Below are 23977 nucleotides of genomic sequence, written 5' to 3' on the forward strand. Positions count from 1 at the left end.
ACGAGTATGCGTATCGCCAATCGCGGCCGCGGTGAGGAAGGACGCGAGCGAATCTCACTGGTCCCCGAGAACGTAGACGACCTCTGGCACCTCTCGTACGTGCTCGAACCCGGCGACTTGGTCTCCGGCGACACCACCCGCCGCATCCAGCGCGACGACGAACAGATGCGCGACACCGGCGGCGAGCGCGAGCACCTCCACGTCACCATCGAAGTAGAAGACGTGGAGTTCGCTCGATTCGCCAATCGCCTCCGAGTCGGCGGCGTCATCGTCTCGTGTTCGAGAGAAGACCAACTCGGCCACCACCACACGCTCAACGTCGAGGAACGCGCCGAGATAACCATCGAGAAACACTTCAAAGCCGACCAAATCGACCGCATCGAAGCGGCCGAGGCGGCCACCGAGAACCCCGACGTCGCCATCGCAACGGTCGAAGAGGGGGCCGCGTACATCCACACCGTCGCCCAGTACGGCACCGAGGAGTACGCCTCGCTCACGAAACCAACTGGCAAGGGAGAGTACGCCCGCCCGCGCTCCGAACTGTTCTCGGAACTCGGGTCGGCGCTGTCGCATCTCAAAGTAGATGCCATCATCCTCGCCGGACCGGGATTCACGAAGAACGACGCGCTCGATTACCTCCAAGAGAATCACCCCGATGTCGCCGAGAACATCATCACGACCGTCGATACCGCCGGCGTTGGTGACCGCGGCGTTCACGAGGTGCTCAAGCGCGGCGCGGTGGACGACGTGCAGAAAGAGACGCGAATCGCCGAGGAGGCCAACCTCATCGACGACCTGATGGAGAACATCTCGACCGGCGCGAAAGCGGCCTACGGCATCGAGCAGGTCGCCGAAGCCGCGGACTACGGCGCGGTCGAGAACCTCCTCATCCTCGACTCCCGACTACGAGCAGAGCGGCAAGGAAAGGGCGACTGGGACCTCGACATCAACGACGTCATCGACTCGGTCGAGCAGAAAGGCGGCGAAGTCACCGTCTTTTCGGCGGAGTTCCAACCCGGCGAGCAGTTGAAGAACCTCGGCGGCGTCGCCGCGATTCTGCGGTATCGGCTTCAGTAAGCCCGAATTCGTTCGGTTCTCCGTTTTCGGGATAACCGTTTAGCTGTCTGCGGCCGAACACTCTGTGTGCCGCTGCGTATGGCTTCGACGCTCACCGCGCGAGTTGACCGATGGCTCGACCAGGTGTTCTTCGCCGGGTGGGAGATTTCGGTCCTCGTCATCCCCATACTGTGGTTTCTCATCTTCGCGGAGTCGCCGGAAGCGGTGTCGCTGTCGGGGATAACGGCACTCGTCACGAGTTCGGCGGCCGTCGGGACGTTTCGAGGTGGCTACATCGATACCGGGTCGTGGCCGCGGCCCGGCCACCTCCCGTCGCTTCCCGCCCGGTCGGCGTACTACAGCCTCGTCGTCGGCGGGTCGGCGATGCTCGGCGCGATGGCGCAAGTCGAATTCGGGTCGCTCTGGCTCGGCATCGTCGTTCCGACCGTGGCGACGTGCACCTCGCTGGCGCTCGTTCCGAGGGTTCTCGCGCAGTTGCAACGCGTCGCTCGGATGACGGTCTGACCCGTCCACGTCAATCGATGAGGACTAGTATCGTACCCAGAACAGAGAGCGTCGCGGCGAGCCCCACGAGCCAAATCGGGGCGAGAATATCCAGTTCTGCCGCGTCTTTCGTCACGAGTTGAAACACGGCGTTCGCCATGATTCCGAACCCGCCGGCGACCATCAGCACTGCGCCGATGGCGATTCCCTGCGAAGCCAGTGACTCGAGACCGGCGATGCCCATACCCATCCCTGCGATACCGAACAAGAAGTGAGAGAGAACGGCTCGGTCCATGTTCGACCCTTCAAGTGAGTAAATGAAAACAGTTCTGGCAGTCGGCCTGACGACTATTCGCCCGTCAGCGACTCGCTCGCCGGAGAGAAATCGATAGTCGTTCCAAGGTCCTCGTCCCGGGCTTTCTCGTAGAGCATGTACGCGGCCGCGACGGTTTCGATACCGGTCCCGCCGCTATCGAAGACGGTAACCTCCTCGTCGTCTTCGCGTCCTGGGACCGACCCCGCGACCACGTCGCCGAGTTCGGCGTAGATGTGGTCGTCGTCAACGACACCCTCGTCGCGGGCGAGGAGGAACGACCCGGCGTCCATCAGGGCGCGTTCTCGGAGGTCGGGGACGTACTTCGCGCGCTCGATGGTCGTCGCGTCCAGTTCGCGTTTCTCGGGGTGGTACTGGCCCATCGCGGTGACGTGCGTCCCGGGTTCGAGCAGGTCGCCGTCGAACACCGGTTCGGCCGCCGTCGTCGCGGTGACGACGATATCCGCGCCTTCGACCGCCGCGCCGCTGGAAGCGACGGCCGCGACGCTGGCGTCGAGCACGCGGTCCATCTCGCCCGCGAACGCTTCGCGGCTCTCCTTCGTCGGTGAGTACACCCAGACGCTTTCGAGGTCGCGGACGGTGGCGAGCGCGCGGAGTTGCCCGCGTGCCTGCGGACCGCTCCCGATGAGTGCGACCGTCGAGGCGTCTTCGCGGGCGAGTTCGTCCGCGGCGACTGCACCCGCCGCACCGGTCTTGAAGGGGTTCATGCTCGCGCCATCGAGGAGCGCGAGGGGTTCGCCGGACGCCGAATCGAACAGCGGCGTCATGAACCACGCGTCCTCCGCGCCGAATCCGGCCGAGTACATGTAGCCGCCCATCGCGCCCGTCTCGGGAAGGACTGCCGCGTACGTGGTGAACATCCCCGGTGGGTCGCGGTTGAGCAACTTGGTTCGGGGTTCGGCGGGCGCGCCCTCGCCGCGCTGTCGATAGCCGTCGCGGACGGCATCGACGTACTCGCCGGGCGTTGCGAGACCCTGAACGTCTTCGCTCGTCAGAAATCGAGTAGTGGTCATGTCACGGTGCACGTGACGAACGGTGAAAACCCTGCGGGCCTCACCGAAAACAGTCGAGAAGGCCGGTTAGTGAGATTAGTCCGCGTCGAGAACGGCGGGTCCCGGGCGTTCGGCCGTGGCAGCAGATGCAACGGGACTAGGTGACGGGGCGGATTTCGAGGGGCCATTGATGAACAGTGCGTGTCCCGTGAGCAGTGCTGCGACTCCCGCGGCCATCGGAACGGCCATCGTGACGTTCAGTCCCACGACGACGAGTGCGCCAGTGATGCCGAGGAGTGCAAGCGGAATCAGCCCAAGAATGTAGTCGTAATATCCCGTCATAAGATATCTATATGTACGTAGCTAAGCGGTATAATTCTTTCCCATAGGCCACTGATAATCTCGCTGTGGGTTTAGAATCACATTCTCATAAGTTATGAGGCGGTAAATCACCAGACAACGCGGGGTTAAACAGTGCATATAATGACCACTACAACGGCAAAACGAGTTGTGAACGAGTCGTGAACAACCACGCGCCACTCGTGGCACGGCCTGCCGCAACTCCACATCGTTAACCGTACTCGTGTCGTGCGAGCGCATGTGAATCGAAACGACCGCGAAATCGTCTCGTTGGTGAGTCTCGCTCACGGGATGGTTCACACCTACGAACTCTCTATCCCGATTTTCGTCGCCATCTGGCTCCGTGAGTACACCACCATCGGCCTCGGCTTCTCCTCTCTTCCCGTCACGACCGCCTCACTCGGTGTGATGACGGGGGTCGGCTTCGCACTGTTCGGTTTAGGAGCGCTCCCCGGCGGCATTCTCGTCGATCGATTCGGCTCGAAACGACTCATCGTCGGCTGTCTCGTCGGGATGGCCAGCGCGTTCGCCATCCTCGCTATCTCCCCGAACCTGGCCGTCGTCGCGCTCGCGCTCGTCATCTGGGGTATCGCCGCGAGTATCTACCACCCGGCGGGGCTTCGACTCATCAGCACCGGCGTCGAAGAGCGCGGGTCCGGCTTCGCGTACCACGGCATCGCGGGCAACATCGGCATCGGTTTCGGTCCCTTCGTCACGGCGCTCTTGTTGCTCTTTTTCGACTGGCACGTCGTCGCCGGCGTCCTCGCCATTCCGGCGTTCGTCGCGGCGCTCGTCGCAACCCGCGCCGACTTCGAAGAACAGGCCGCCGTGGCTACTGCAGACGGCGGCGACGACGGCGACGATAAGAGCAGCGCGGGCGTCTCGTCGCTCGGCGAGTTCGTCACCCAATCGAAGGGTCTCTTCCTCGGTGGCTTCGCACTCGTGTTCTTCGTCGTGATGTGCTCCGGTCTGTTCTACCGCGGCGTCACGACGTTCCTCCCGGACCTCATCGGCGGCGTCCTCGGCATCCAACCCGTTCCAATCTCGGAGTTCTTGCCCGCGTCGCTCGTCCCCGGCGACTCGTCGAACGCACCCACGCTCGACGTGGAACTCTACGTCTACGCCGGACTCCTGACCGTGGGCGTCTTCGGCCAGTACGTCGGCGGCAAACTCACCGACCACATCCGAACCGAGCGCGGCCTGCTCATCGGATTCGGCTCGCTCGCGGTCATCGCCGTCGCGTTCATCCCGGTCGCCCAACTCGGCGTCGTCCCGTTGCTCGTCATCTGTGCGTTCCTCGGGTTCTTCCTCTTCCTCGTCCAACCGCTGTACCAGGCGACGGTCGCGGAGTACACGCCCGCGGGCTACCGCGGTCTCTCCTACGGCTACACCTACCTCGGCGTCTTCGGCGTCGGCGCGCTCGGCGGCGCTATCGCTGGCTACGTCCTCAGCGTCGCCTCGCCGAACGAACTCTTCTACGTGCTCGCCGGGTTCGGTCTGACGGGTGCGCTGCTCAGCGCGGCGTTGTTACGAAGAAAGCCTGCACCCGCCTGAGCGGGCGCGTAGCGGTCGAGTTCTAAAATTCGATGCCGTTTCTCAGACGAGGCGGAAGTACACCGTTCGCCAGACGCCGAGCGCGAGCGACCCGAGGACGAGCATCACAGCGATGAAGATTGGGTCGGCACCGCCGTCGAACAGCGGCGTCCAGCGGATGACTGCGCCGAGAATCGCGGCGACCAACCACGACCGAATCCCGAGCGGCACGGCCGACTTCGCGGACTCGGCAGCGCCGGGTGAGTACGCACCCAAGAGCGGTGCGACGATGGCCCACGCGAGGAGGAAGGGAACCGCGGTCAGCACCCATCCTGCGGGGTCGGTCGAGAGGTACGAGACGCCGTTGTGGTTGATGACGCCGACGGTCACGAGGAGGAAGATGACGAGGATATCGCCCACTGCGAGGGGGAGTGCCCCGGCATCGAGTCGCTCCTCTAAGAAGGACGTCGAAGTTGCCATACACCGAAATTCGTCGCCCCCCTAATGGCTCTCCCGTTTTTTCCCCACGACGGTGTACTCGAAGCCGCCTTCGACCACCTCGGCGTCCAACCCCGCTTGTTCGAGGAATCGCGTGAGTTCGCCGGGTGCGGAAAACGCCGACCCGAACCCGACGAGTTTCTCGGCGAGTTCGAGACCACGGCCTCGCACCGTCCCCGGGTCGAATTCCTGTATCACGAACACCCCGCCCGGCCTGAGGACGCGAACGACCTCGTCCGTGACGGTTCGCTGGTTCGGCATGTGGTGGAAGGCGTCCACGACGGTGACGGCGTCGAGCGACTCGTCGGCGAAGGGGAGCGACCGCGCGTCACCCTGCACGCAGTCGAGGCCGCGGTTCGACGCGCGGCCGAGCATGCCCGCCGACCGGTCGAATACGAGCGGGTCCGAGACTGGCAGCGCCAGCGTCGCTCGCCCTGACCCGCCCCCGATATCGACCACGCGCTCGATTTCGCCGTCGGCCTGTGCGAGTCCGGCCGCGAGTGCGTCGCGCTCGGCGGGGGGCATGACGAGGTCGTACAGCGGTGCGAACCGGTCGAAGAACCGAACGTCGCCAGCGCCGTGCATGCTCGATTCCACCACTCGGTCAGGGAAGGTTCTTGCGCGTCGCTCCCCTTCGCCCCGATATGGAGTTCGCAGTGCTCGGATGGCCGGCCGACGGGCCGCGACTTCGACTCGACTATCGGCGCTTTACCTACGCCGGGAAGTTCATCACGACGAAGACGGGGAAAGCCGTCCTCAGCGACCCAGAGGCTCCACTGCCGCCGCTTTCTGACGAGCGTCCGCCGCCGGCAGACGGCCCGGAACACCTCGGCGAACTCCGAGACGACGTGCTCGCGGCCGTCGCGTTCAACGAGGACCGAACCGATTCGGACACGCTCTGGATTCGCTACATCACGGTTCGACGCGACCGACGCGGCGAGGGACTCGGACCGGTACTGCTCTCGAAGTTCGTCGATGCGGCGGCCGAGTACGGCTACGACAGATTGCGCATTGCGACGAACAACCCCTTCGCCTACGAAGCGTGCCACAAGGCGGGCTTCGGGTTCACGGGGCGGGAAACCGGTCTCGCAGAACTCGTCTTGGAGCGTCCGACAGACCGTCCGGCGAGCGTCTCGAAGGAGACCTATCAGTCTGGCTTAGACCGCTACCGGGCCCGTGACCTCGGTGACGACGAACACGAGTTTCTGGCGAGTCGAAAAGGCGCTGACCCGCCCGTCGTGGCCGACGAGTAGGTCCGACGCGCCACTCGGGCGATTCAAATCCGTGGCGTGCGAACGCCGACCTAATGGGAAATGCAGACCTTCGAAGCCTCGCCGCACTGCGCGAGGTCTCCTTCGACGACGTGGCCGGGAGCGTGGTCGCCGTCGATGCGCACAACTGGCTCTATCGGTATCTGACGACGACGGTCAAGTGGACGAACAGCGGGAAGTACACGACGAGCGACGGCGAGGAAGTCGCCAACCTCGTCGGCATCGTCCAGGGCCTACCGAAGTTCTACGAACACGACCTGCGACCCGTGTTCGTCTTCGACGGCGGCGTCACCGAGATGAAAGACGACGAGGTGGCAAAGCGGCGAGCGCAACGCGAGAAGGCCGAAGAACGCCTCGAAGAGGCCCGAGAAGCGGGCGACGCTATCGAGGCCGCACGGATGGAAGCGCGAACGCAGCGACTCACGAGCACGATTCAGGAGACGAGTCGGGAACTCCTCGCACTCCTCGACGTGCCGGTGGTCGAAGCACCCGCCGAGGGCGAAGCACAGGCCTCCTACATGGCCCGCAAGGGCGATGCCGACTACGTCGGGAGCGAGGACTACGACACGCTCCTCTTCGGTGCGCCCTACACCCTGCGCCAACTCACGAGCAAGGGCAATCCCGAGTTGATGGACCTCGACGGGACGCTGGAGAAACACGACATCACGTGGGAGCAACTCATCGACATCGCCATGCTCTGCGGGACGGACTTCAACGAGGGCGTCTCCGGCGTCGGCCCCAAGACGGCCGTCAAAGCCGTCAAAGAGCACGGCGACCTCTGGGGCGTCCTCGAAGACCGCGGCGAGCACATCCCGAACGCCGACCGCGTGCGAGAGTTCTTCGTGGACCCGCCGGTCACCGACGACTACGACATCGACTCGGACTACTCGCCCGACGTCGCGGCCGCCCGCGAGTACGTCACCGAGACGTGGGAAGTCGATGCCAACGAGGTCGCACGCGGCTTCGAGCGCATCGAAGAGTCGGTGACGCAGACGGGACTGGACCGCTGGACGTAGTTAAGAAGCGTCCTCGATAGCGTCGAGGAGCATGTTCGCACCGAGGTCGATTTCGCGCTCGGTCACGTCGAGCGGCGGGAGGATTCGGAGCACCTTGTAGCCGCACGAGAGGGTGAGCAGACCGCGTTTGAACGCCGCGTCCTGCACCGCGTTCCGGCGCTCCGGCGTGTCGAATTCGACGGCGAGCAGGAGACCCTTGCCCCGGACGTCCACGACCGAGTCGGGGGCGCTGTCGCGGATGGTCTCTTTGAACTGGCGGCCGCGGACGACGGCGTTGTCGAGCAGGTCGTACTCCTCGATGGCGTCGAGGGTGAGGACGCCCTGCATCGAAGAAAGCACGTCGCCGGCACCCCACGTCGAGGAGATGCGACTGGTCTCAGAGGGGAAGATGTCTTTCTTGGAGATGGTCGCGCCGACGCGGAGGCCCTTCGCGGCGCTGATAACGTCGGGTTCCATCGGGTAGTGGTCTGACCCCCACATCTCGCCGGTTCGGCCCACGCCGGTCTGAATCTCGTCGGCGATGAGCGTCAGGTCGAACTCCTCGACCACGGCGGCGAGTTCGTCGGCGAACGCGTCCGAGGGGAATCGGTAGCCGCCTTCGCCCTGAATCGGTTCGACGATGATGTAGGAGACTTCGTCGGCGTCGATGTGGCCGCGCTTGGGGTCGAGTTTCTTCCTGAGCTTCGAGGCGGCCGAGTGCGGGTCGGAGAAGAACCCGCACGAGCACGTCTCGGGCGAACAGGTTCGGTCGTCGCAGAAGGGCACGTCGGTGATACCCGAAATCTCTGGGTAGTCGCGTCGGTAGACGGACTTCGAGCGATTGAGCGAGAGCGCACCGAGGGTCCGACCGTGGAACGCGCCTTCGAACGTGATGCCGTACTTTCCGCCGTCAGAGTTGTCGTAACAGATTTTGATGGCGTTCTCGACGGCCTCGGCACCGGAGTTCGAGAGGAACACGGTGTCCATGCCGTAGTGGCTCGTGAGGTCGGTGAGGCGGTCCATGAGGGCGGCGGGACCGGGGAACTGCTCGTCGCCGGGGGCGTTGCCATCGCTCACGTAGAAGTCTTGGCCGGCGATTTTGATGGGGTCGATGAGGTCGAACTCCGCCATCGGCTCCATAATCTTCGGGTTGTTGTAGCCGAGCGGGGCGGCCGCGACGTGGCTGGTGAAATCGAGAAGCACGTTGCCGTCCACGTCGGTACAGAAGGGGCCTTCGGCGTCTTCTGTGATATCCCAGACGAAGTCGTAGACGTAGGTACTCGGCGCTGCGTGTTCTCTGTGGTACGAAACCCACTCCTTCGCACGCGGCCCGGGCAACGTCTCGACACGGGGAACCACCGTCTCTCGGTCCATGCGCCTCGCTACGGAGACCCATGTGTTAAGATATTCGTTGTCAATGGGGTAGATTCTGCCAAAGGTCGGTGGAGTCGGGCGAAAAACCGCGGGTAAATTGGCCGCTTTAGTGCAAACGAGCGTCCGTCACACATCTGTTAGGTCCGCGATAGTTTTTTCTCATCTCCCTCTCGCCGTGATAGTATGACATTCCGCGACATCGACCGGTCCCGCGCGATGTGGTGGGTCCTGGCTCTTATCTTCGCCGGTGCGCTCGTCTACGTCGTCTATTCGTTCATCGGAACCGTCGTGTTCGGGTTGTTCATCTACTACGCGACGCGACCCATCTATCGCCGTCTCAGGCGTCGGATTTCCCCGCCGAGTCTCGCCGCGGCAGTCGCGCTGTTCGCGCTCGCACTCCCCGCGCTCTTGCTCGTCTTCTACGCCGCGACGATTGCGCTCCGCGAGTTAGTGAAGTACGCCGACCGATACTCGGCCGGCGACGTTCCAATCGACCTCGCCGCCTACGGCATCGACTCCGAGATACTGGACAGCATCGCCGGTCCGCAGGCGCTTCTCGAATACGACTTCGAATCCCTTCTTACGCCCGAGACGCTGGCGTCCGTGTTCGACTCGCTCGATTTCGCAACGAGCACGCTCGCGTTCCTCGGCATCGGTGCCGTCCACCTGTTCGTCATGGTTGCCTTCGCGTTCTACTTGCTCCGCGACGACCACCGTCTGTCGCGGTGGGGTCGCTCGATGTTCGCCGACGACCGAGGCATCTTCGAAGCCTACATGCGCGCGGTCGATACCGACTTCAACCACATCTTCTTCGGCAACATCCTCAACGCGATTCTCACGGGAACCATCGGCGTCATCGCCTTCTCCCTGCTGAACATCCTCGCGCCGCCCGGCGTTCGTATCCCGGCCCCCGCGCTCATCGGGTTGCTCGCGGGCGTTGCCAGTCTCGTTCCAGTCGTCGGGATGAAACTCGTCTACGTTCCCGCCGCCGCCTACATGGGCATCCAGACGGCGGTGTTCAACCCGCCAGCGCTCTGGTTCGTGGTCCTCTTCGTGGCCGTCTCGTTCGTCATCGTCGATACGATTCCGGACCTCGTGCTCCGCCCCTACGTCTCGGGGCGCGGGCTCCACACCGGTGCGGTGATGATTGCCTACACCTTCGGTCCGCTGCTGTTCGGGTGGTACGGCATCTTCCTCATGCCGATGATACTCGTGTTGGTCGTCAACTTCGCGCGACTCGTGCTCCCGGAACTCATCGCTGGAAAGCCGATTCAACCGTACACCGTCGATCCGTCGTATCTGGTGGAGTCGCCGCTGACGACTGCGGATATCGAAGAAGAGGTTCCGTCTGAAAACGGAGAATCCACAGAGACGACCGATAGGGTGCGTCAGAACCGAGACCCTCGTTCGTCGCCCGATTCGGGTGACGACGACTGAGTTTACGCTTCGAAGTCTTCCGGGATGTAGTCGGCTTCCCAGTCTTTCCGCGCCTTGATTTCGCGGCGTCCGCGGCGAGTCAGCGTGTAGTAGTTGGTTCGGCGGTCACGCTGGCCCTTGTCCACGAGACCCTTCTCGACCAGCGTATCGAGGTTGGGGTACAGTCGTCCGTGGTGAATCTCTTTCTCGTAGTATGCTTCGAGTTCCTCTTTGATTGCCAGTCCGTGCGGTTCTTCGAGTCCGGCAATTACGTACAGTAGGTCTCGCTGGAATCCTGTCAAGTCGTACATCGGTAAGGTCGAATCGTATCTTATTGTCTGATTAAAATAAATATGTCGCAATGAGTTCGAGGAATTCGGCCTGATACGGGTAGCTACCGGCAAAGTTCCGCTTTCTAATTGTGTAGTGCAAGTTACCAATCACTCCGTTCGACTGTTTCGAGCAGTGGATATGTCCGCCACTGGATGACTCCACTGGCTTAAGATGATTGCGCGCGTACGTTCTCGTATGCCTGAAGAAACCGTGTTCAGCACCGAACTGAAAGAAGACCGAACTGCAGTTGCGGCGTACCTCCGCGACGTCGCCGACAAACTGGAGACTGGCGAGTTGACGCTCCGCGCAGGGAGTCAAGAGAGCACGCTCTCGGTTCCCGCGCGAGTGACGTTCGAAGTGAAGGTCGAACACGAAACCGACGCGACGGGAGCCATCAAGGAACGCAGCGTCGAGTTCGAACTCGAATGGAAAGACGGCCAGACAGACGACGCTACCGGTCTGGAAATCGAGTAGTACAGAAAGGAAAGCAGGCCGTGCCGGAAAATGCCGGCACGGCGTGCCGCCCTGAATTGGTCCCCGCTGACGCTTCGGCCCTCCAAAGCGAAGCGTCACATTCCGCTACCGTTCGGTTTCACTTAAACATAACGACGGATGGCAACGCTTGACAGCATGACGAACTTTCACCACCAGTAATCGTTCGTACCCCAAGCGACCAGCCCGAACCCGTCGGACGGTCACATGTGCTCTTCTTCGAGCACCCATCCGAGCGCGCGCTTGTAGTGCGTCAGAAGCTTCCGTACGCCCTCGTGGCGCATGTCTTCGGAGTCGAGCTCGTCCTTCAGAAACTCGTACTGCTCGCGGACCTCTGCTTCGCTTCGCATACCCACACTCACACACGGAGCTATGTAGTCTTCCGGAATCGTATCCGTCGAACAGCAGTTCTGGATTCGCTTATTCTCACCGCTGGAATCGTTTTTTGGACTACAGCCACCGTGTCGCCGGGCTTTTGCGCCGGGCCGAAGAATGAGGCGTATGGAGATTCGCGGCGAACGTGAGTGCAAATCGTGCGGCAATCAGTGGTCGTACTACGAGACGGGCAGCGTCTCCTGTCCCGAGTGCGGCAGCATGCGAAGCGTCGGCGTCGGCGAGCGTGCGGTCCACACGGCCTCGCAGGACCCGCTCGACGTGACTGCGCACCAGACGACGATTGCAGACCAGTCGATTCGCGCGGCGGCACCCGACCTCAAATCGGACCTCCGCGACTACGTTCGGTCACTCGGCTACATCCACGGCGGCGAGTTGCTCCCGCTGGACGACACGTCGCTCGTCGCGCACGAACTGCTCCACGCCGTGGACGTGTTCGCGCGGTCGAACCGGCCGACCGACGACGAGGAACTCTACGTTCTCACGCTCCTTCGCGGGGCGAACGAAGGCACGCGCCCCACACCGAACGAGGTGCCGTCGTCGATGGCCGAGGCACGCGGACTCGCGTACGCGAACGCCGTCGAACGCTACCGTCGAAACCTCTCGACGTGGCTCGATTCGCACCCCGACAAGGAGGCACGACGAACCGTCGAATCGCTCGCAACCCACGTCAAGCGCGCCGAAGCACTGGAGGGTGCACTTTCGCTCGACGAGTCAGAAGCTCTCGTCGCGGCGGCCAACGGTCTGCACTCCTATCTCACCGACGACGACCTCGACGCGCTGGCCGACGCCCGCGACAGACTCGAACGCCTCTCCTGACTCACCGAACGTTTTTGCCCCCCGCTCACCCTTCGCCAGCAATGGCAGCCACCTTCGACATCCACGAGGTTCGACACCGGGTGAAGATGCTCCGCGATACGGGCACGACGATGGTCGTCGAAAACCGCGACGGCGTCGCCTGTCCCGCGTGTGGTGACGCGTTCACCGAACTCCTGATTTCGGAAGCGGCGAACCACAGTTTCGACGTACCCCCACAGACGCGGTTGTGCGTCCACAACGAGACCGAGACGGGGCGCGTGTTGATTGCGACCCACCAGTAGGAGCGAAGAGAAGAGAAGAGAAGAGAAAAGAGAGAAAGAGCGCGTCAGTCCGACGAAAACCCTCAGTCCGACCCGAGATACCGAACCAAGTCTCGGTCGAGCGTATCCTCGGGGAGCGTCTCGAACCATCCGATGTCGGTAATCGACTCGTCTTCCAAGCCGGGGTCGTCGGTGAGTTCGCCCTCGAAATCGACGCGGTAGATGGCGAATTTGAACGCTCTGGAGTCGCCGTCGAAGGTGAACGTCTGTTCGGTGACGCATTCGAGTTCGGTCACGGTCGTCGCCAATCCCGTCTCCTCGCGCATCTCCCGAACCAGCGCGTCTTCTCGACTTTCACCGGGTTCGACACCGCCACCGGGGAGCACCCACTGGCCGTCTTGCCGAACGAGCAGGACGGAATCGCCGTCGGTACAGACGCCGGCGACTCCCCACGAGAGACCGCCGTCGATTCGTTCTTTGATACCTTCGAACGAGGACTCTGCGACCGCTCGACTGGTCTGTCGGCGAATGACGCCTTCGTCATCGACGTGCCACTCGCCGTCGATGTCGAGGTCGAAGTCCACGCCGGGGTCTGTCATCTACGGCAGGTCCACGTCGATGTCCGCCGCTTCGGCGGCCGCTTTGACCGTGTTCCAGAGGAGCATCGCGCGGGTCATCGGGCCGACGCCGCCGGGGACGGGCGTGATTGCGCTGGCCTTCTCTTTGGCCGACTCGTACTCCACGTCGCCGACGAGTTCGTAGCCCTTCTCGTTGTCCGCATCGACGCGGTTGACGCCAACGTCGATGACGACTGCGCCCTCGGAGAGCATGTCGCCGGTGACGAGTTCCGGGACGCCGACGGCGGCGATGACGATATCGGCCTCGCGGGTCTTCGCGGCGAGGTCCTCGGTGCGAGAGTGGCAGACCGTGACCGTCGCGTTGCCGCCGACCGCCTTCTGGATGAGGAGGTTCGCCATCGGCTTGCCGACGATGTTGGAGCGCCCGACGACGACCACGTCTTTGCCCTCGGTATCGACCTCGATGGATTCGAGGAGTTTCTGGACGCCGTGGGGCGTGCAGGGTTTGAAACGCGCGTCGCCCGCGACGAGGCGGCCGACGTTCTCGGGGTGGAATCCGTCCACGTCTTTGGCGGGGTCGATTTGTTCGAGAACCGCGCGGTCGTCCACGTGGTCGGGAACGGGCATCTGGACGAGGATGCCGTGTACGTCGTCGTCCGCGTTGAGGTCATCGACGACAGAGTAGAGTTCGTCGGCGGGCGCGTCGGGGTCGAGTTCGTAGTCGAACGCCTCGATGCCGACCTCCTCGCAGTCGCGCTGTTTCATCGCCACGTACGTCTCGCTCGCGGGGTCGGTGCTCATGAGCACGGTGGCGAGGCCGGGCGTGACACCCTCGGCCGCGAGCGTGTCGATTGCATCCGCGAGACCGGCGCGAATCTCCTCGGCGACTTCGTTGCCGTCGATGATGGTGGTCATGGTCCAACAGGCGTCGGCAACCCATTTCAAACATTCGAATTCGTGAGTATTCTTCGTTTCAAAACCGAGTAAATATGCAGACCTGTGTATACTCTTGGTCAGTACTCATCCACCGAACAACAGGTTCACGGCGGCCACGGCGACGCCTGCGAGTGCCATTCGGAACCCCGCGACGTACCAGCGCTGGCCTGAAATCGACCCCATATACGACCCAAAGATGAACAGGATGCCCGTTCCGAGCGCGACAGATACGACTGTGGCCGTCACCATCGAATACAGCGACCCAACCGCCAGAAACGGGAGTAATGGGACGACGATACTGATGACCGGGCCGAGACCACTCGCCACCGCGTTGACGACTCTCGCCGCCGTCTTGTCGCGTTCGAGCGACGTTCCACCGAGGTCGGTGAGCATCGCGTCTTCGATGCGACTCAGTTCGGCCTGTTTCTCCGCCCGCTCTATCTCCCACACGCTCCACACCCCGGACGTCGTGAGACCGATGGCGGCACCGAGTCCGATTTTGACGACCGTCGCGCCGTCGGTGACGCCGGTGAGAAACGCCCCGATGACGACGCCGATGCACGTCAGCGCCCCGTCGAACCCGTTGGAGACGAGGTAGCGCCGCGAAATCGCACGAACCTCAGGATTGCCGACCACCGAGACGAGGTCGCGCGGTGTCACGGCGGCAACCAATCTTGCGGGTGGTCTCGGGATTCCACCATCTCCTCGCCGACGACGACTTCGTCGATGGAGTGGACGGTTCCCCCGAGGTTCGTGATGTGGTGTTCGACTTCGTCGACGTCTATCGCGTCACCCTCGACGACGAGTCTGATGTTCTGTACCTCTCGGTCCATCTCGAGAAGCATCGCGTTCGTCCCGCGAACGCCAGTGGCGGACGAAATCTCTCGTGCGACGTCGACGATGGACGGTTCGTGCGGTTTCAGAACGTCGAGGACGAGTCGGCGAATCGGTGCCATAGTCTCGTGAGCGTACGACACCACCGGCAATAGTGTTATGCTGCTGACCCTTGGTCACCTCAACAACTCACGTCGGCGAACGACTGCGGGTCTGGACCTTGTTGGACGGCACGTGTCTCGCCGGATTCCAGGTTCACCAACATCGCTTGGCCGCCGTAGCCGTGGGTCTGGTCGTGGCCGCGGACGACCACGCACGGTGTTTCGGCCGGAATCGAAATCGTCTCCGAGCGCGTGAACTCTTGGGTCCCGTGGGCGTGGAGCAAGTCCCTGCGCCCGAGTTCGGTTCCGTCCAATGTCTCGACCTGCCACCAGTTCGCGTAGCCGTCTTCGCCGTCGTCATCATGCAACAGGGTGACGTCGAATCGGTACTCCTCGCCCTGCTGTTCGAATTCGACGGCCATCACGTTCGCTTCGCGGAGGTCGAGGTCGTCGGCTGCTGTGTCTTGTTCCATCGCTTCCTCCGTCTCACCCGTCTGCTCCGTTTCTGTCGCTTCGGTGGTCGTCGCCTCCGCAGCAGGTGCTCCGGTCTCCGCATCGTCACTCGCTCCATCATCCGTCGAGGTGCACCCCGCGAGCGCGACACTCACCATCGAGAGCGTTCCGAGATACGTGCGTCTACGCATCGACTCCGCATACTACGCGCTATGTCATCAAAAAAGACGGCCGTCGGTGCGTTGCCGGTGCGTTACTCGTACAACGGGTGGTCGTCACAGAGTTCCTGCACGCGCTCGGAGACTTCCGCGAGGACGTCCTCGTCGTCGTGGTCGTTGACGACCTTCACGATGAGTTCGCCGACTTCCCGGGTCGCTTCCTCGTCGAAGCCACGCGTCGTGAGCGCGGGGGTGCCGGCGCGAATGCCGCTGGGGTTGAACGCCGAGCGCGTCTCGCCCGGAACCGTGTTGGCGTTGAGGACGATACCCGTCGATTCGAGGGCTTCCTCTGCCTCGCCGCCGGTCAGGTCCGGGTGCGAGTCGCGCAGGTCAACGAGCACGAGGTGGGTGTCGGTGCCGCCGGAGACGACGCTCAGACCGTGCTCTTCGAAGGTGTCGGAGAGGACTTTCGCGTTCTCGACGACCTGTTCGGCGTACTCGGTGAACTCCGGCTGGAGGGCTTCTTTGAAGCCGACTGCCTTGCCCGCGATGTTGTGCATGAGCGGACCGCCCTGACCGCCGGGGAAGACGGCGCTGTCGATGTCTTTTGCGTACTCCTCGTTGCACATGATGATGCCACCGCGACCGGCGCGGATGGTCTTGTGGGTCGAACCGGTGACGAAGTCGGCGATGCCGACCGGCGAGGGGTGGACGCCCGCCGCGACGAGACCCGTGATGTGGGCGATGTCGGCGAGGTGGAGCGCACCAACGTCGTCGGCGACGTCCTGAATCGTCTCCCACTCGACGGCGCGCGGGTAGGCGGAGTAGCCCGAGACGATGATGTCGGGTTCGAACTCAGCGGCCTTCTCGGCGAGTTGGTCGTAGTCGATGTAGCCCGTCTCGGCATCGACTTCGTACTGCTCGACGTCGTAGAGTTTGCCCGTGAAGTTCGCGGGGTGACCGTGGCTCAGGTGGCCGCCGTGGGTCAAGTCGAGCGAGAGAATCTTGTCGCCGGGTTCGAGCATGGCGAGGTAGACGCCCATGTTCGCCTGCGTGCCGGAGTGGGGTTGGACGTTCACGTGCTCTGCGCCCCAGAGCTCCGTGGCGCGCTCGATGGCGAGGTTCTCGACGTCGTCGGCGTACTCACAGCCAGCGTAGTAGCGCTTGCCGGGGTACCCTTCGGCGTACTTGTTCGTCAGCGCGCTGCCTTGGGCTTCGAGAACCGCTTCGGAGACGTGATTCTCGGAGGCAATCATGGCGAGTGTGTCGCGCTGCCGCTCGACCTCTGCTTTGAGGGCCGCTGCCGCATCGGGGTCAACGTCGCGGACGTGGCTGTAGTCCATACGTACTATCCATGTCAAATACGGCATAAATGTGTCTTCTTTGGCGACGACTGCCGCTGTTGTGATACACAAATTTGCACAAGCAACCCCATGTCACACCGGCACAAATGCACGAACACGTTGCCTGGATTTCAGCAAAAGGTTCTCACCGTCGTCTGTGGGAGGAGTTCGAGGGGTGAGGTGTCTCGCCCGCAGACCCTCCGATTTGCTCGAACCATGGTTTTCCCACGCGAATTTCGACGTAAAATTTCGTACGCCTGTCGCTCAATTCTCGAAAAAATCACTTGTTACAATACCCACTGGATACCGTTCTGATTTCCGAGTTACGGTAATATTAAATATTTATCTGGTGATAATCAAGGTATGGCGATTCGTTCTAATCTGCTCGCAGAGGGCGTAGAAGACATCATCAGGTCAGTTCTCGATTCGACAGACGAAGAGGTCCTCATCACGAACCCAACCGCGGAGGTCATCGAGGGACTCGTCGATGTCGCAACTGGCTTCGGCGGCGACTTGCCAACGATTCGACTCGTCGCCGACGAAGCCGTGTTGAAGGACGTTATGGACGACTTTATCATCGCGTCCAACGCGGCCGACCTCGTCTCCGAGGGAACCGTCTCGATGCGCACCGCGGGCGAAGACGTGGAGAACACGCTCTTCGTCACGCCGAACTCGGTGGTCGCACTCGTCGCCGCGGGCGGCAAGGTCGCCGGTCTCGTCACCGACGACTCGGACTTCGTCGCCACCGCGTTCGACGCACACCGCGTTCGCTGGGACGACGCACCCGAGTTCAAACTCCGAACACCGCCGCTTTCGCGCGTCCGTGAGACGCTCAGCGAGGACATCGGTGACGACACGCGAGACGACTTCGACGCCGTCCTCTCGTCGCTCACCTCCGCCCGCGGCGACGGCAACGGGTTAGACGAAGTGACGATTTCGCTCCTCGTCGCCGCTCGGAACGAGGTGCTCCTCTACGACATCTCGAAGTGGGGCGAAGACGTTGGTATCGCCAGCAAGGCGACGTTCTCGCGCACCAAGACGAAACTCGAAGACCTCGGTCTCATCGCCACCGAGAAGGTCCCCATCGACGTCGGTCGTCCGCGTCTCCGCCTTAAACTCGGCACCGACCAACTCGCCGACGCAGACCGCGACGACCTCGCAAGTGTCGCCCAAGAACTCCTGAACGGATAAGCGAAGACCCCGCCGCTTTTTCTCCCTCGCGTTCGTCGAACGGGGCATGATTATTGGACTCGCCGGGAGCGGTCCCGCCGCCGAGTCGATTCGCGCGGCGTGCGCCGATATCGACGCCGAAGTACGGGAGGCAGACCCCGAGAACCTCGACGCCACCGACCTCGGATTCGTCGTCGCACCCGCCGGAAGCGACGCGTTTGCCGTCGCCGACGACGCTGCAGACCGCTGGCTCGCCGTCGAAATCGGCGGCGTCGGTGGACACGCCGTCTCCGACGTCGATGCTGCAGTCGCCGCGTTCGACGCCGAGAGCGCTCGCTACCGCGACCTTCGGCGTCGAGTTGCCTCGACCACGGAACCAGAGGGTCGTCCTTCAGGCGACCGTGCGGCGGTTCGACTCGCCGGTGCAGTCGCTGGCCGACGCGGAATTGCACTCTTGTCCGGCGCGGATGTCGCCGGAACGGTCGTGGAAGTTCCCGGCGCGGAACGCTCGGTGCTTCCGCTTCCCCTCCCTGCGTCGGGTTCGCGTGACAGAACGCTCTCGCGCGAGTTTCGTTCCGTCTCGCTCGACGACGCGATTTCACGCGCGGAATTGGCCGTCGATGACCGCGTCGGCATCGTCACACAGGTCGGCGAGCGCGAGTCGTTCCCGTTGCCGTACTACGTTGCACAGACCGCCGATACGACCGCGTACGCCGACAGTCGTGCCGCAGAATTGGCTGGCGGGGCCGCCGCTGGGTGGGACGAAGCCTACATGAAGGCACTCGGCGAGGCGCTCGAACGCTATTCTGCGGGCGTCTACCGAGCGAGTGAGTTCGCGGTTGCGCCCGCATCGAACCGCCCGAGGGCCGTCTCCCCGAGTCGATTCGTCCGCCCCGATTCGTATCGCGCTCCCGACCCGCGCGAGTCGATTCAGTGGGTCGAGGGCGAGCATCTCGCAACCGGAGATGCCGTCTCGCTTCCTGCGGAGTTCGTCCACTACCCGCCGCCGAGCGAGCGCCACAAACCCGCGATTACGACGGGACTCGGACTCGGGAACTCCGGTGCCGAAGCGATTCTGTCGGGCCTGTACGAGACTATCGAGCGCGACGCGACGATGCTCGCGTGGTACTCGACGTTCGACCCGCTCGGACTGGACGTCGAAGACGAGACCTTCCAGACGCTCTGTCGGCGTGCACGGTCGGAGAATCTGGAGGTGACGGCGCTGCTCGTCACCCAGGATATCGACGTTCCCGTCGTCGCCGTCGCTGTCCACCGCGACGACGAGTGGCCGAAGTTCGCAATGGGTTCGGGTGCGAACCTCGACGCGAATGTCGCAGCACGGTCGGCGCTCTCCGAGGCGCTCCAGAACTGGACCGAACTCCGCGGGATGGGTCCCGAAACTGCTTCGCAGCAAGGCGGCGCAATCGCTACCTACGCCGACTTCCCGGCGAGTGCACGCGAGTTCGTGACGCCCGATGCGACGATTCCCGCAGAGTCGGTCGGACCGGACGTGGACGACGGTGCAGAAGAGTTGGAGATGGTGGTCGAACGCGTCGCCGACGCCGGTCTCGACGCGTACGCGGCACGCATCACACCGCGCGATGTCGAACAGTTAGGCTTCGAAGCAGTGCGCGTGCTGGTTCCCGAAGCGCAACCGCTGTTCATGGGCGACTCGTTCTTCAGTGACCGCGCCGAGTCGGTACCGCGAGAACTCGGGTTCGAACCGCGGTTGGACCGCGAGTTCCACCCGTTCCCGTAAGGGGCTGACAGCCGACACAACTGCTCGTACGGCGGTGTGCCGGACACCCGCAGGCCGCCGCACGGTCTTCTACTCGAAGATGTGCGGTCTGGCCGCGGCTTTGGTTATGAACCTTCGGCGAAAATCGAGTATCTCTGCTCAGACGCCGAACGTCGCCCGGAGCATGTCGCGCGTGCCGGGACCGAGACCGACCGCGAGGACGGCGATGAGGAGGAGAATCGCGTAGCGTGGACTGTCCTCGAAGATTCGGTCGTCGAAGACCCACACGACGAGCGTCGCGGCGACGAGTTTCACGAGGAGGAACGGCCACGCGTCGCCCGTGATAGCGAGCACTCCCGCGGGGAGCGTCGCGGCGGTGAAGTCAACGACGGCCTGATTCACGGGGTGTTTGGCGACGAGGTTCGGGCCGGCACCGATTGCGGTCATCCAGTCGAGACCGATGACGTTCGCCACGCCATCGACGGCGTGGCCCCAGATGATGACGAGACCGATGAGTCCCGTCCCGAGGTTGACTTCGGGCGCGAAGCGCTCGACGAGCACCCACGTAATCGCGGCGGCGACGGTCGAACCGACGAGGATGACGACGAGCACTTGCGGGTAGAACGTCGCCCCGTTGATGCCGCTCACGCCCGCCCAGAGGAGATAGAGGAGCGAGAGCGCGAGGACGCCCACCCCAGCCGCGAACAGCGGCTTCACGTAGTCGTCCACGAGACCGTTTCGCTCGGCGGTGACGCTGGCGACGACGGCGACCAAGGTGATGACGAAGACGGTCACGTAGATGACCGGGCTGATGACGAGCGTGTTCACCGGATAGGTGATGAGCGTATCCGCGGCCGCCGACGCGTCGTTCACGTCCTCGATGACGCGGAACGCGCCGCCGAAGAACATGAACGGGATGAGTGCGAAGAAGAACCGCGGCTCGTCGCCGATGTCGAGGCGGCGCAAGAGAAACACCACGCCGGTGAGCGCGACGATGAGCGTGACCATGTAGCCGATTTCGGAGACGAGCGTGTAGCCGGGATAGGCGACTGGTTCTGCGGCCGCGGCACACGCGGCGGCGCTATCGAGATACTGGGTGACGCCGTCGGGGCGAATCGCACAGACCGCGGAGTTCGCGTCCGCTTGGACCGGTCCCCAGAAGTAGTGCCAGATGAAGCCGTCGTAGACGACACGAGGGAAGGCGAGTGAACCGCCGACGAGGGCGACGAGGATGGCGACGACGCTCAGCCCCCACAATCGCTCGGGGCTGACGCCAAGTCGCGCGGCTACCGTTGACATACGCGAAACCCCGGTGGCGGGCTTGTTTAGGGTTCCGGTCTTTTGCACGCGCCAAATGGTGACGTGGCGACTGCGAATGGTGCTGCAAACTCCGGCAGCGTGGAGGGAATCAGAGCGACGAGTGTCGAACTAGGGTTCGCTGGGTTCGTGAATCGGCAACACCGGGTCGTCGTACTCGGTGCCGAGGATGACCATCGTCTGGGAGCGCGAGAAGCCTTCGAGTTCGGCCACGTGGTCGAACATCAGTTCGCGGAGTTCGTCCGTGTCCCTCGCGTACACGCGGAGGATAACGTCCCACTCGCCGGTCGTCAGGTGAATCTCTTGGACGCCTTCGATGTCGCGGAGTTGCTGGAGAGCCTCTTTTTCGTGGCCCTGTTTGACGCGAAAGCCGACGAGCGCGGAGGTTCCGAGTCCGACCGCGCGCGCATCGACGCTGGCGTGATAGCCTTCGATGACGCCTGCGTCTTCCATCCGTCCGACTCGGTCGTGGACGGTCGCACTCGACATATCGATGCGTCTGGCAATCTCGCTGAAGGGCGTGCGTGCATCCTCCATGAGAATTCGGAGAATGGCCCTATCTGTCGCGTCGAGGTCCATAGCGATTGTTCTGCGGGCGACGACTTGCACCTTGCGGATGAATCCTGAGAGACAGTAGCGTGGACGTCATGCAGAACGGTCGGCGATATCGCGGGCGGCGGCGAGCACGTCGTCGTGGACGTGGCCGTTCGAGGCGACCATCCCGTCGGAGTCGTGACGCCAGTCGTCGCCGTCGAGGTCGGTGACGGTCCCGCCCGCCTGGCGGACGAGATACGCACCGGCGACAGAATCCCAGGAGTTCGCGCGCTTGTTCGTGATGACGCCGTCCAGCGAGCCATCGGCGAGCAGCGAGAGACAGACCTGCATGCTACCGTAGCGCCGGAGGTCGCCGAACCGCGAGACGATTGCTTCGGTGGCGGCGGCGTACTCGTCGCGCTCTTCGAAGTTCCACCAGAACGTCGGGACGACCGTACACAACTCGGGGTCGGTGCGTTCGCTCACGGATATCTCCTGGCCGTTGCGATACGCGCCACGCTCGTCTGCCGCGTAGAGGTCTTCGAACGCGGGCAGTGCGTTGGCCGCGGCGACCGGCTCGCCGTCCACGAGGGCGGCGACCGATGTGGCCCACATCGGCACGTCGCGGACGAAGTTGTTCGTCCCGTCGATGGGGTCTACAATCCACGAGGGACCGGATTCGGGGACCACTTTGAGTTCGTCGTCTTCCTCGCCCACGACGGGTTCGTCCGGGAAGGCGGCGTGGATGCGCTCGACGACGCGACGCTGTGCATCGCGGTCCGCTTGGGTGACGACGTCGGTTTTCCCGCCTTTCGTCTCCACGTCGATGCCGGTTCGGAAGGCTCGGTGCGCGACTGCACCGCCGTCGCGCGCTGCGCGTTGGGCCCGGTCGGCGCGGGCGTCCAATTCGTTCATAGGGTGGCTTCCGATGGGAGCGGCCTATATCCATCGCCCCGACCGATGGCGTCTCGCATGGCGATTATCGAGGTTTATCACGAAGCGAATCCAACTAGCGGGATATGCCGGACAGTTCCGACGTTCCGGATACCGTGTCCGAAACACTCGTGACGGCGCTCAAGGAGGCCCGGGAAGGCGTTCGCTCTGGTGACGTCGCAACCGCCCGCGAGCGAGTGGATGTCGCAGAGCGCATTATCCGAACGCAGCTCCCCGAGTCGGACGTCGCGGAAACACTCACTTTTGGACTCGAGGCTGTCGATCGAACCGCGGCCGACGAACCGCTCGTCGCCTCGGAGTACCTTCGCTCGATGGTTCAACTGCTCACAGAATAGCACCGTCGCTCACGGAGCGAATATCGAAGAAACCAGAAAGCGCAATTAGAACCCGGACGGAAGACGTTTTCCACAACCCTCACGGCCTTTTTCGGTTTGCACCGACTTCCCGAACTCCGATTTCTCGTGGTCCGGTACTTGGCCTTCCCGCTACTCATTCAAGAGTAGTTAGCGGGGCTGTTGCGGTTCCTCTTCGGCACTTTGACCTCGTCTTCCTATTACGAAAGACTCGGTGTTCGTGACGACCCCATTCCTCCCCATCTTGCGATGGGTACCATCTTTGACGCTTGCGCGCCGCCGATTGGATTCGGTTTGGTCATCCGGTACGCCCTTGCGTTTCCGGCAACACTATAGTACGACGCTATACATAATGAATGTTTCTTAAGGTTTTGGAACAATCAGAATTTCCTGATAGTCACGTTAACGTGTATTTAGAGGTCAGCGTCAATTATATTTTACATGTCATAATTCGTATATTTGTCCATCCGTTTACAGCGTTCGTTCCTCTAGAGACGCTCTCCCATCCGGCGACTTTCACCGGAAACGTGGTCTGTTGCTCCCATGTGACACAGAAGTGAGACCGAGGGTATCAGTGTCGCGGCGGTGGGTGTGCGACAGCCTCGCGGACAGCGAACACCACGACACCGAGGACGACCAGCGATGCGACGAAGAACTCGATTGCGGGTGTGCTCCCCGTGTTGACCCAGATGAGAATGTCCTCGAACTCCAAGAGGAAGAAGAGAAACACGACGAGGAGTGCTCCATGTTTGCCGATGTGGAGGTTCACCATGTGTGTAGATGGAGCGGGCAGCGACTTTGTTCTCTCGGCGAGTTCGGGCGGTGGACTAGTGTAGTGGTCGCTGGGTGAGAAAGGAGGGATTTTGAACGTCGTGGGG

30 protein-coding genes are annotated in these 23977 nt (G+C 62.9%); 12 read left to right on the plus strand and 18 right to left on the minus strand.

The annotated features are described in order from the left end of the window. Positions 1 to 6 precede the first annotated feature (6 nt). Both ACFQJC_RS00345 and ACFQJC_RS00350 read left to right on the plus strand, forming a co-directional pair. Positions 7 to 1077: an mRNA surveillance protein pelota gene (locus tag ACFQJC_RS00345; RefSeq protein ID WP_390221257.1), complete on the plus strand. Its 1071-nt coding sequence runs from the start codon at positions 7 to 9 to the stop codon at positions 1075 to 1077. Positions 1078 to 1155: 78 nt separating this feature from the next. Then, positions 1156 to 1581, plus strand: a complete 426-nt coding sequence (locus ACFQJC_RS00350; protein ID WP_390222312.1) for a hypothetical protein — start codon at positions 1156 to 1158, stop codon at positions 1579 to 1581. Positions 1582 to 1591: 10 nt separating this feature from the next. Here the strand turns inward: ACFQJC_RS00350 and ACFQJC_RS00355 are convergent, their stop codons facing one another. The 3 genes from ACFQJC_RS00355 to ACFQJC_RS00365 all read right to left on the minus strand — a co-directional run bounded on the left by ACFQJC_RS00355 (position 1592) and on the right by ACFQJC_RS00365 (position 3228). Further along, positions 1592 to 1855 carry a hypothetical protein gene (locus ACFQJC_RS00355; protein WP_390221258.1) on the minus strand — a complete coding sequence of 88 codons (264 nt, stop codon included), beginning with the start codon at positions 1853 to 1855 and terminating at the stop codon, positions 1592 to 1594. 53 nt (positions 1856 to 1908) lie between these two features. Then, on the minus strand, positions 1909 to 2907 hold the full coding sequence (locus ACFQJC_RS00360; RefSeq protein WP_390221259.1) for an ornithine cyclodeaminase family protein: 999 nt from the start codon (positions 2905 to 2907) through the stop codon (positions 1909 to 1911). 75 nt (positions 2908 to 2982) lie between these two features. After that, positions 2983 to 3228 (minus strand): DUF8015 family protein, encoded by a 246-nt coding sequence (locus tag ACFQJC_RS00365; RefSeq protein WP_390221261.1) that lies wholly within the window; start codon positions 3226 to 3228, stop codon positions 2983 to 2985. Positions 3229 to 3486: 258 nt separating this feature from the next. Between ACFQJC_RS00365 and ACFQJC_RS00370 the strand changes: the two genes are divergently transcribed. Continuing rightward, positions 3487 to 4800 (plus strand): MFS transporter, encoded by a 1314-nt coding sequence (locus tag ACFQJC_RS00370; RefSeq protein ID WP_390221262.1) that lies wholly within the window; start codon positions 3487 to 3489, stop codon positions 4798 to 4800. Between the two features lie 42 nt (positions 4801 to 4842). Here ACFQJC_RS00370 and ACFQJC_RS00375 read toward each other — a convergent pair whose 3' ends face one another. Beyond that, the gene (locus ACFQJC_RS00375; protein ID WP_390221263.1) at positions 4843 to 5259 is read right to left on the minus strand and encodes a DUF3054 domain-containing protein; all 417 of its coding nucleotides are present in this window, start codon (positions 5257 to 5259) and stop codon (positions 4843 to 4845) included. A 21-nt stretch (positions 5260 to 5280) separates the two neighbouring features. Beyond that, the gene (locus ACFQJC_RS00380) at positions 5281 to 5862 is read right to left on the minus strand and encodes a class I SAM-dependent methyltransferase (protein WP_390221264.1); all 582 of its coding nucleotides are present in this window, start codon (positions 5860 to 5862) and stop codon (positions 5281 to 5283) included. Positions 5863 to 5921: 59 nt separating this feature from the next. Between ACFQJC_RS00380 and ACFQJC_RS00385 the strand changes: the two genes are divergently transcribed. Continuing rightward, on the plus strand, positions 5922 to 6530 hold the full coding sequence (locus ACFQJC_RS00385; protein ID WP_390221265.1) for a GNAT family N-acetyltransferase: 609 nt from the start codon (positions 5922 to 5924) through the stop codon (positions 6528 to 6530). A gap of 53 nt (positions 6531 to 6583) precedes the next feature. Further along, positions 6584 to 7564: a flap endonuclease-1 gene (gene fen, locus ACFQJC_RS00390; RefSeq protein WP_390221266.1), complete on the plus strand. Its 981-nt coding sequence runs from the start codon at positions 6584 to 6586 to the stop codon at positions 7562 to 7564. On the opposite strand, the gene ACFQJC_RS00395 is transcribed toward fen, so the two are convergent. After that, entirely contained in the window at positions 7565 to 8917 is a 1353-nt protein-coding gene (locus ACFQJC_RS00395) for an aminotransferase class III-fold pyridoxal phosphate-dependent enzyme (protein WP_390221267.1), read from the minus strand. A gap of 216 nt (positions 8918 to 9133) precedes the next feature. On the opposite strand from ACFQJC_RS00395, the gene ACFQJC_RS00400 reads away from it, so the two are divergent. Further along, entirely contained in the window at positions 9134 to 10354 is a 1221-nt protein-coding gene (locus ACFQJC_RS00400) for an AI-2E family transporter (protein WP_390222313.1), read from the plus strand. Positions 10355 to 10356: 2 nt separating this feature from the next. On the opposite strand, the gene ACFQJC_RS00405 is transcribed toward ACFQJC_RS00400, so the two are convergent. Continuing rightward, a complete protein-coding gene (locus ACFQJC_RS00405) occupies positions 10357 to 10644 on the minus strand; it encodes a PadR family transcriptional regulator (protein ID WP_390221268.1) in 288 nt (95 codons plus the stop codon). Positions 10645 to 10861: 217 nt separating this feature from the next. Between ACFQJC_RS00405 and ACFQJC_RS00410 the strand changes: the two genes are divergently transcribed. Continuing rightward, the gene (locus tag ACFQJC_RS00410) at positions 10862 to 11140 is read left to right on the plus strand and encodes an amphi-Trp domain-containing protein (RefSeq protein WP_390221269.1); all 279 of its coding nucleotides are present in this window, start codon (positions 10862 to 10864) and stop codon (positions 11138 to 11140) included. Between the two features lie 221 nt (positions 11141 to 11361). Here the strand turns inward: ACFQJC_RS00410 and ACFQJC_RS00415 are convergent, their stop codons facing one another. Next, the gene (locus tag ACFQJC_RS00415) at positions 11362 to 11508 is read right to left on the minus strand and encodes a hypothetical protein (protein WP_390221270.1); all 147 of its coding nucleotides are present in this window, start codon (positions 11506 to 11508) and stop codon (positions 11362 to 11364) included. A gap of 151 nt (positions 11509 to 11659) precedes the next feature. Here ACFQJC_RS00415 and ACFQJC_RS00420 point away from each other — a divergent pair, with 151 nt between their 5' ends. After that, the gene (locus ACFQJC_RS00420) at positions 11660 to 12370 is read left to right on the plus strand and encodes a DUF7117 family protein (protein ID WP_390221271.1); all 711 of its coding nucleotides are present in this window, start codon (positions 11660 to 11662) and stop codon (positions 12368 to 12370) included. Between the two features lie 41 nt (positions 12371 to 12411). After that, positions 12412 to 12651: a DUF7385 family protein gene (locus ACFQJC_RS00425; protein ID WP_390221272.1), complete on the plus strand. Its 240-nt coding sequence runs from the start codon at positions 12412 to 12414 to the stop codon at positions 12649 to 12651. Positions 12652 to 12713: 62 nt separating this feature from the next. Here ACFQJC_RS00425 and ACFQJC_RS00430 read toward each other — a convergent pair whose 3' ends face one another. The 6 genes from ACFQJC_RS00430 to glyA all read right to left on the minus strand — a co-directional run bounded on the left by ACFQJC_RS00430 (position 12714) and on the right by glyA (position 17033). After that, positions 12714 to 13229, minus strand: a complete 516-nt coding sequence (locus ACFQJC_RS00430) for an NUDIX domain-containing protein (RefSeq protein ID WP_390221273.1) — start codon at positions 13227 to 13229, stop codon at positions 12714 to 12716. Further along, on the minus strand, positions 13230 to 14123 hold the full coding sequence (gene folD / locus ACFQJC_RS00435) for a bifunctional methylenetetrahydrofolate dehydrogenase/methenyltetrahydrofolate cyclohydrolase FolD (protein WP_390221275.1): 894 nt from the start codon (positions 14121 to 14123) through the stop codon (positions 13230 to 13232). Between the two features lie 105 nt (positions 14124 to 14228). Beyond that, positions 14229 to 14804 (minus strand): VIT1/CCC1 transporter family protein, encoded by a 576-nt coding sequence (locus tag ACFQJC_RS00440; protein ID WP_390221276.1) that lies wholly within the window; start codon positions 14802 to 14804, stop codon positions 14229 to 14231. After that, positions 14801 to 15100 carry a DUF211 domain-containing protein gene (locus ACFQJC_RS00445; protein ID WP_390221277.1) on the minus strand — a complete coding sequence of 100 codons (300 nt, stop codon included), beginning with the start codon at positions 15098 to 15100 and terminating at the stop codon, positions 14801 to 14803. The genes ACFQJC_RS00440 and ACFQJC_RS00445 overlap by 4 nt, the downstream gene beginning before the upstream one ends. Before the next feature lie 59 nt (positions 15101 to 15159). After that, the gene (locus tag ACFQJC_RS00450; protein ID WP_390221278.1) at positions 15160 to 15723 is read right to left on the minus strand and encodes a hypothetical protein; all 564 of its coding nucleotides are present in this window, start codon (positions 15721 to 15723) and stop codon (positions 15160 to 15162) included. A gap of 62 nt (positions 15724 to 15785) precedes the next feature. Continuing rightward, positions 15786 to 17033: a serine hydroxymethyltransferase gene (gene glyA / locus ACFQJC_RS00455; RefSeq protein WP_390221279.1), complete on the minus strand. Its 1248-nt coding sequence runs from the start codon at positions 17031 to 17033 to the stop codon at positions 15786 to 15788. Between the two features lie 363 nt (positions 17034 to 17396). Here glyA and tbsP point away from each other — a divergent pair, with 363 nt between their 5' ends. After that, positions 17397 to 18224, plus strand: a complete 828-nt coding sequence (gene tbsP / locus ACFQJC_RS00460) for a transcriptional regulator TbsP (RefSeq protein WP_390221280.1) — start codon at positions 17397 to 17399, stop codon at positions 18222 to 18224. A 46-nt stretch (positions 18225 to 18270) separates the two neighbouring features. Continuing rightward, entirely contained in the window at positions 18271 to 19962 is a 1692-nt protein-coding gene (locus ACFQJC_RS00465) for a YcaO-like family protein (RefSeq protein WP_390221281.1), read from the plus strand. Between the two features lie 138 nt (positions 19963 to 20100). Here ACFQJC_RS00465 and ACFQJC_RS00470 read toward each other — a convergent pair whose 3' ends face one another. From ACFQJC_RS00470 to ACFQJC_RS00480, 3 genes are all read right to left on the minus strand, one after another. Beyond that, positions 20101 to 21240 (minus strand): DUF63 family protein, encoded by a 1140-nt coding sequence (locus tag ACFQJC_RS00470; RefSeq protein ID WP_390221282.1) that lies wholly within the window; start codon positions 21238 to 21240, stop codon positions 20101 to 20103. Between the two features lie 129 nt (positions 21241 to 21369). After that, on the minus strand, positions 21370 to 21837 hold the full coding sequence (locus ACFQJC_RS00475; RefSeq protein ID WP_390221283.1) for an Lrp/AsnC family transcriptional regulator: 468 nt from the start codon (positions 21835 to 21837) through the stop codon (positions 21370 to 21372). Positions 21838 to 21903: 66 nt separating this feature from the next. Continuing rightward, positions 21904 to 22707: an inositol monophosphatase family protein gene (locus ACFQJC_RS00480; RefSeq protein ID WP_390221284.1), complete on the minus strand. Its 804-nt coding sequence runs from the start codon at positions 22705 to 22707 to the stop codon at positions 21904 to 21906. Positions 22708 to 22811: 104 nt separating this feature from the next. Between ACFQJC_RS00480 and ACFQJC_RS00485 the strand changes: the two genes are divergently transcribed. Continuing rightward, on the plus strand, positions 22812 to 23081 hold the full coding sequence (locus ACFQJC_RS00485; RefSeq protein ID WP_390221285.1) for a DUF8101 family protein: 270 nt from the start codon (positions 22812 to 22814) through the stop codon (positions 23079 to 23081). A gap of 589 nt (positions 23082 to 23670) precedes the next feature. On the opposite strand, the gene ACFQJC_RS00490 is transcribed toward ACFQJC_RS00485, so the two are convergent. Beyond that, on the minus strand, positions 23671 to 23871 hold the full coding sequence (locus ACFQJC_RS00490; RefSeq protein WP_390221286.1) for a hypothetical protein: 201 nt from the start codon (positions 23869 to 23871) through the stop codon (positions 23671 to 23673). Positions 23872 to 23977 lie beyond the last annotated feature (106 nt).

This window comes from Haloferax namakaokahaiae (assembly GCF_042663225.1).
Taxonomy (GTDB): domain Archaea; phylum Halobacteriota; class Halobacteria; order Halobacteriales; family Haloferacaceae; genus Haloferax; species Haloferax namakaokahaiae.

What these genes read in the sequence shown, in the direction of transcription:
- ACFQJC_RS00365 (WP_390221261.1), bottom strand. Translation starts at nt 3,228, where the DNA reads ATGACGGGATATTACGACTACATTCTTGGGCTGATTCCGCTTGCACTC.
- ACFQJC_RS00445 (WP_390221277.1), bottom strand. Translation starts at nt 15,100, where the DNA reads ATGGCACCGATTCGCCGACTCGTCCTCGACGTTCTGAAACCGCACGAA.
- ACFQJC_RS00475 (WP_390221283.1), bottom strand. Translation starts at nt 21,837, where the DNA reads ATGGACCTCGACGCGACAGATAGGGCCATTCTCCGAATTCTCATGGAG.
- ACFQJC_RS00415 (WP_390221270.1), bottom strand. Translation starts at nt 11,508, where the DNA reads ATGCGAAGCGAAGCAGAGGTCCGCGAGCAGTACGAGTTTCTGAAGGAC.
- ACFQJC_RS00450 (WP_390221278.1), bottom strand. Translation starts at nt 15,723, where the DNA reads ATGCGTAGACGCACGTATCTCGGAACGCTCTCGATGGTGAGTGTCGCG.
- ACFQJC_RS00375 (WP_390221263.1), bottom strand. Translation starts at nt 5,259, where the DNA reads ATGGCAACTTCGACGTCCTTCTTAGAGGAGCGACTCGATGCCGGGGCA.
- ACFQJC_RS00405 (WP_390221268.1), bottom strand. Translation starts at nt 10,644, where the DNA reads ATGTACGACTTGACAGGATTCCAGCGAGACCTACTGTACGTAATTGCC.
- fen (WP_390221266.1), top strand. Translation starts at nt 6,584, where the DNA reads ATGGGAAATGCAGACCTTCGAAGCCTCGCCGCACTGCGCGAGGTCTCC.
- ACFQJC_RS00420 (WP_390221271.1), top strand. Translation starts at nt 11,660, where the DNA reads ATGGAGATTCGCGGCGAACGTGAGTGCAAATCGTGCGGCAATCAGTGG.
- ACFQJC_RS00360 (WP_390221259.1), bottom strand. Translation starts at nt 2,907, where the DNA reads ATGACCACTACTCGATTTCTGACGAGCGAAGACGTTCAGGGTCTCGCA.
- folD (WP_390221275.1), bottom strand. Translation starts at nt 14,123, where the DNA reads ATGACCACCATCATCGACGGCAACGAAGTCGCCGAGGAGATTCGCGCC.
- ACFQJC_RS00470 (WP_390221282.1), bottom strand. Translation starts at nt 21,240, where the DNA reads ATGTCAACGGTAGCCGCGCGACTTGGCGTCAGCCCCGAGCGATTGTGG.
- ACFQJC_RS00430 (WP_390221273.1), bottom strand. Translation starts at nt 13,229, where the DNA reads ATGACAGACCCCGGCGTGGACTTCGACCTCGACATCGACGGCGAGTGG.
- ACFQJC_RS00345 (WP_390221257.1), top strand. Translation starts at nt 7, where the DNA reads ATGCGTATCGCCAATCGCGGCCGCGGTGAGGAAGGACGCGAGCGAATC.
- ACFQJC_RS00480 (WP_390221284.1), bottom strand. Translation starts at nt 22,707, where the DNA reads ATGAACGAATTGGACGCCCGCGCCGACCGGGCCCAACGCGCAGCGCGC.
- ACFQJC_RS00490 (WP_390221286.1), bottom strand. Translation starts at nt 23,871, where the DNA reads ATGGTGAACCTCCACATCGGCAAACATGGAGCACTCCTCGTCGTGTTT.
- ACFQJC_RS00410 (WP_390221269.1), top strand. Translation starts at nt 10,862, where the DNA reads ATGCCTGAAGAAACCGTGTTCAGCACCGAACTGAAAGAAGACCGAACT.
- ACFQJC_RS00425 (WP_390221272.1), top strand. Translation starts at nt 12,412, where the DNA reads ATGGCAGCCACCTTCGACATCCACGAGGTTCGACACCGGGTGAAGATG.
- ACFQJC_RS00355 (WP_390221258.1), bottom strand. Translation starts at nt 1,855, where the DNA reads ATGGACCGAGCCGTTCTCTCTCACTTCTTGTTCGGTATCGCAGGGATG.
- ACFQJC_RS00400 (WP_390222313.1), top strand. Translation starts at nt 9,134, where the DNA reads ATGTGGTGGGTCCTGGCTCTTATCTTCGCCGGTGCGCTCGTCTACGTC.
- ACFQJC_RS00350 (WP_390222312.1), top strand. Translation starts at nt 1,156, where the DNA reads ATGGCTTCGACGCTCACCGCGCGAGTTGACCGATGGCTCGACCAGGTG.
- ACFQJC_RS00465 (WP_390221281.1), top strand. Translation starts at nt 18,271, where the DNA reads ATGATTATTGGACTCGCCGGGAGCGGTCCCGCCGCCGAGTCGATTCGC.
- ACFQJC_RS00385 (WP_390221265.1), top strand. Translation starts at nt 5,922, where the DNA reads ATGGAGTTCGCAGTGCTCGGATGGCCGGCCGACGGGCCGCGACTTCGA.
- ACFQJC_RS00485 (WP_390221285.1), top strand. Translation starts at nt 22,812, where the DNA reads ATGCCGGACAGTTCCGACGTTCCGGATACCGTGTCCGAAACACTCGTG.
- tbsP (WP_390221280.1), top strand. Translation starts at nt 17,397, where the DNA reads ATGGCGATTCGTTCTAATCTGCTCGCAGAGGGCGTAGAAGACATCATC.
- ACFQJC_RS00380 (WP_390221264.1), bottom strand. Translation starts at nt 5,862, where the DNA reads ATGCACGGCGCTGGCGACGTTCGGTTCTTCGACCGGTTCGCACCGCTG.
- glyA (WP_390221279.1), bottom strand. Translation starts at nt 17,033, where the DNA reads ATGGACTACAGCCACGTCCGCGACGTTGACCCCGATGCGGCAGCGGCC.
- ACFQJC_RS00395 (WP_390221267.1), bottom strand. Translation starts at nt 8,917, where the DNA reads ATGGACCGAGAGACGGTGGTTCCCCGTGTCGAGACGTTGCCCGGGCCG.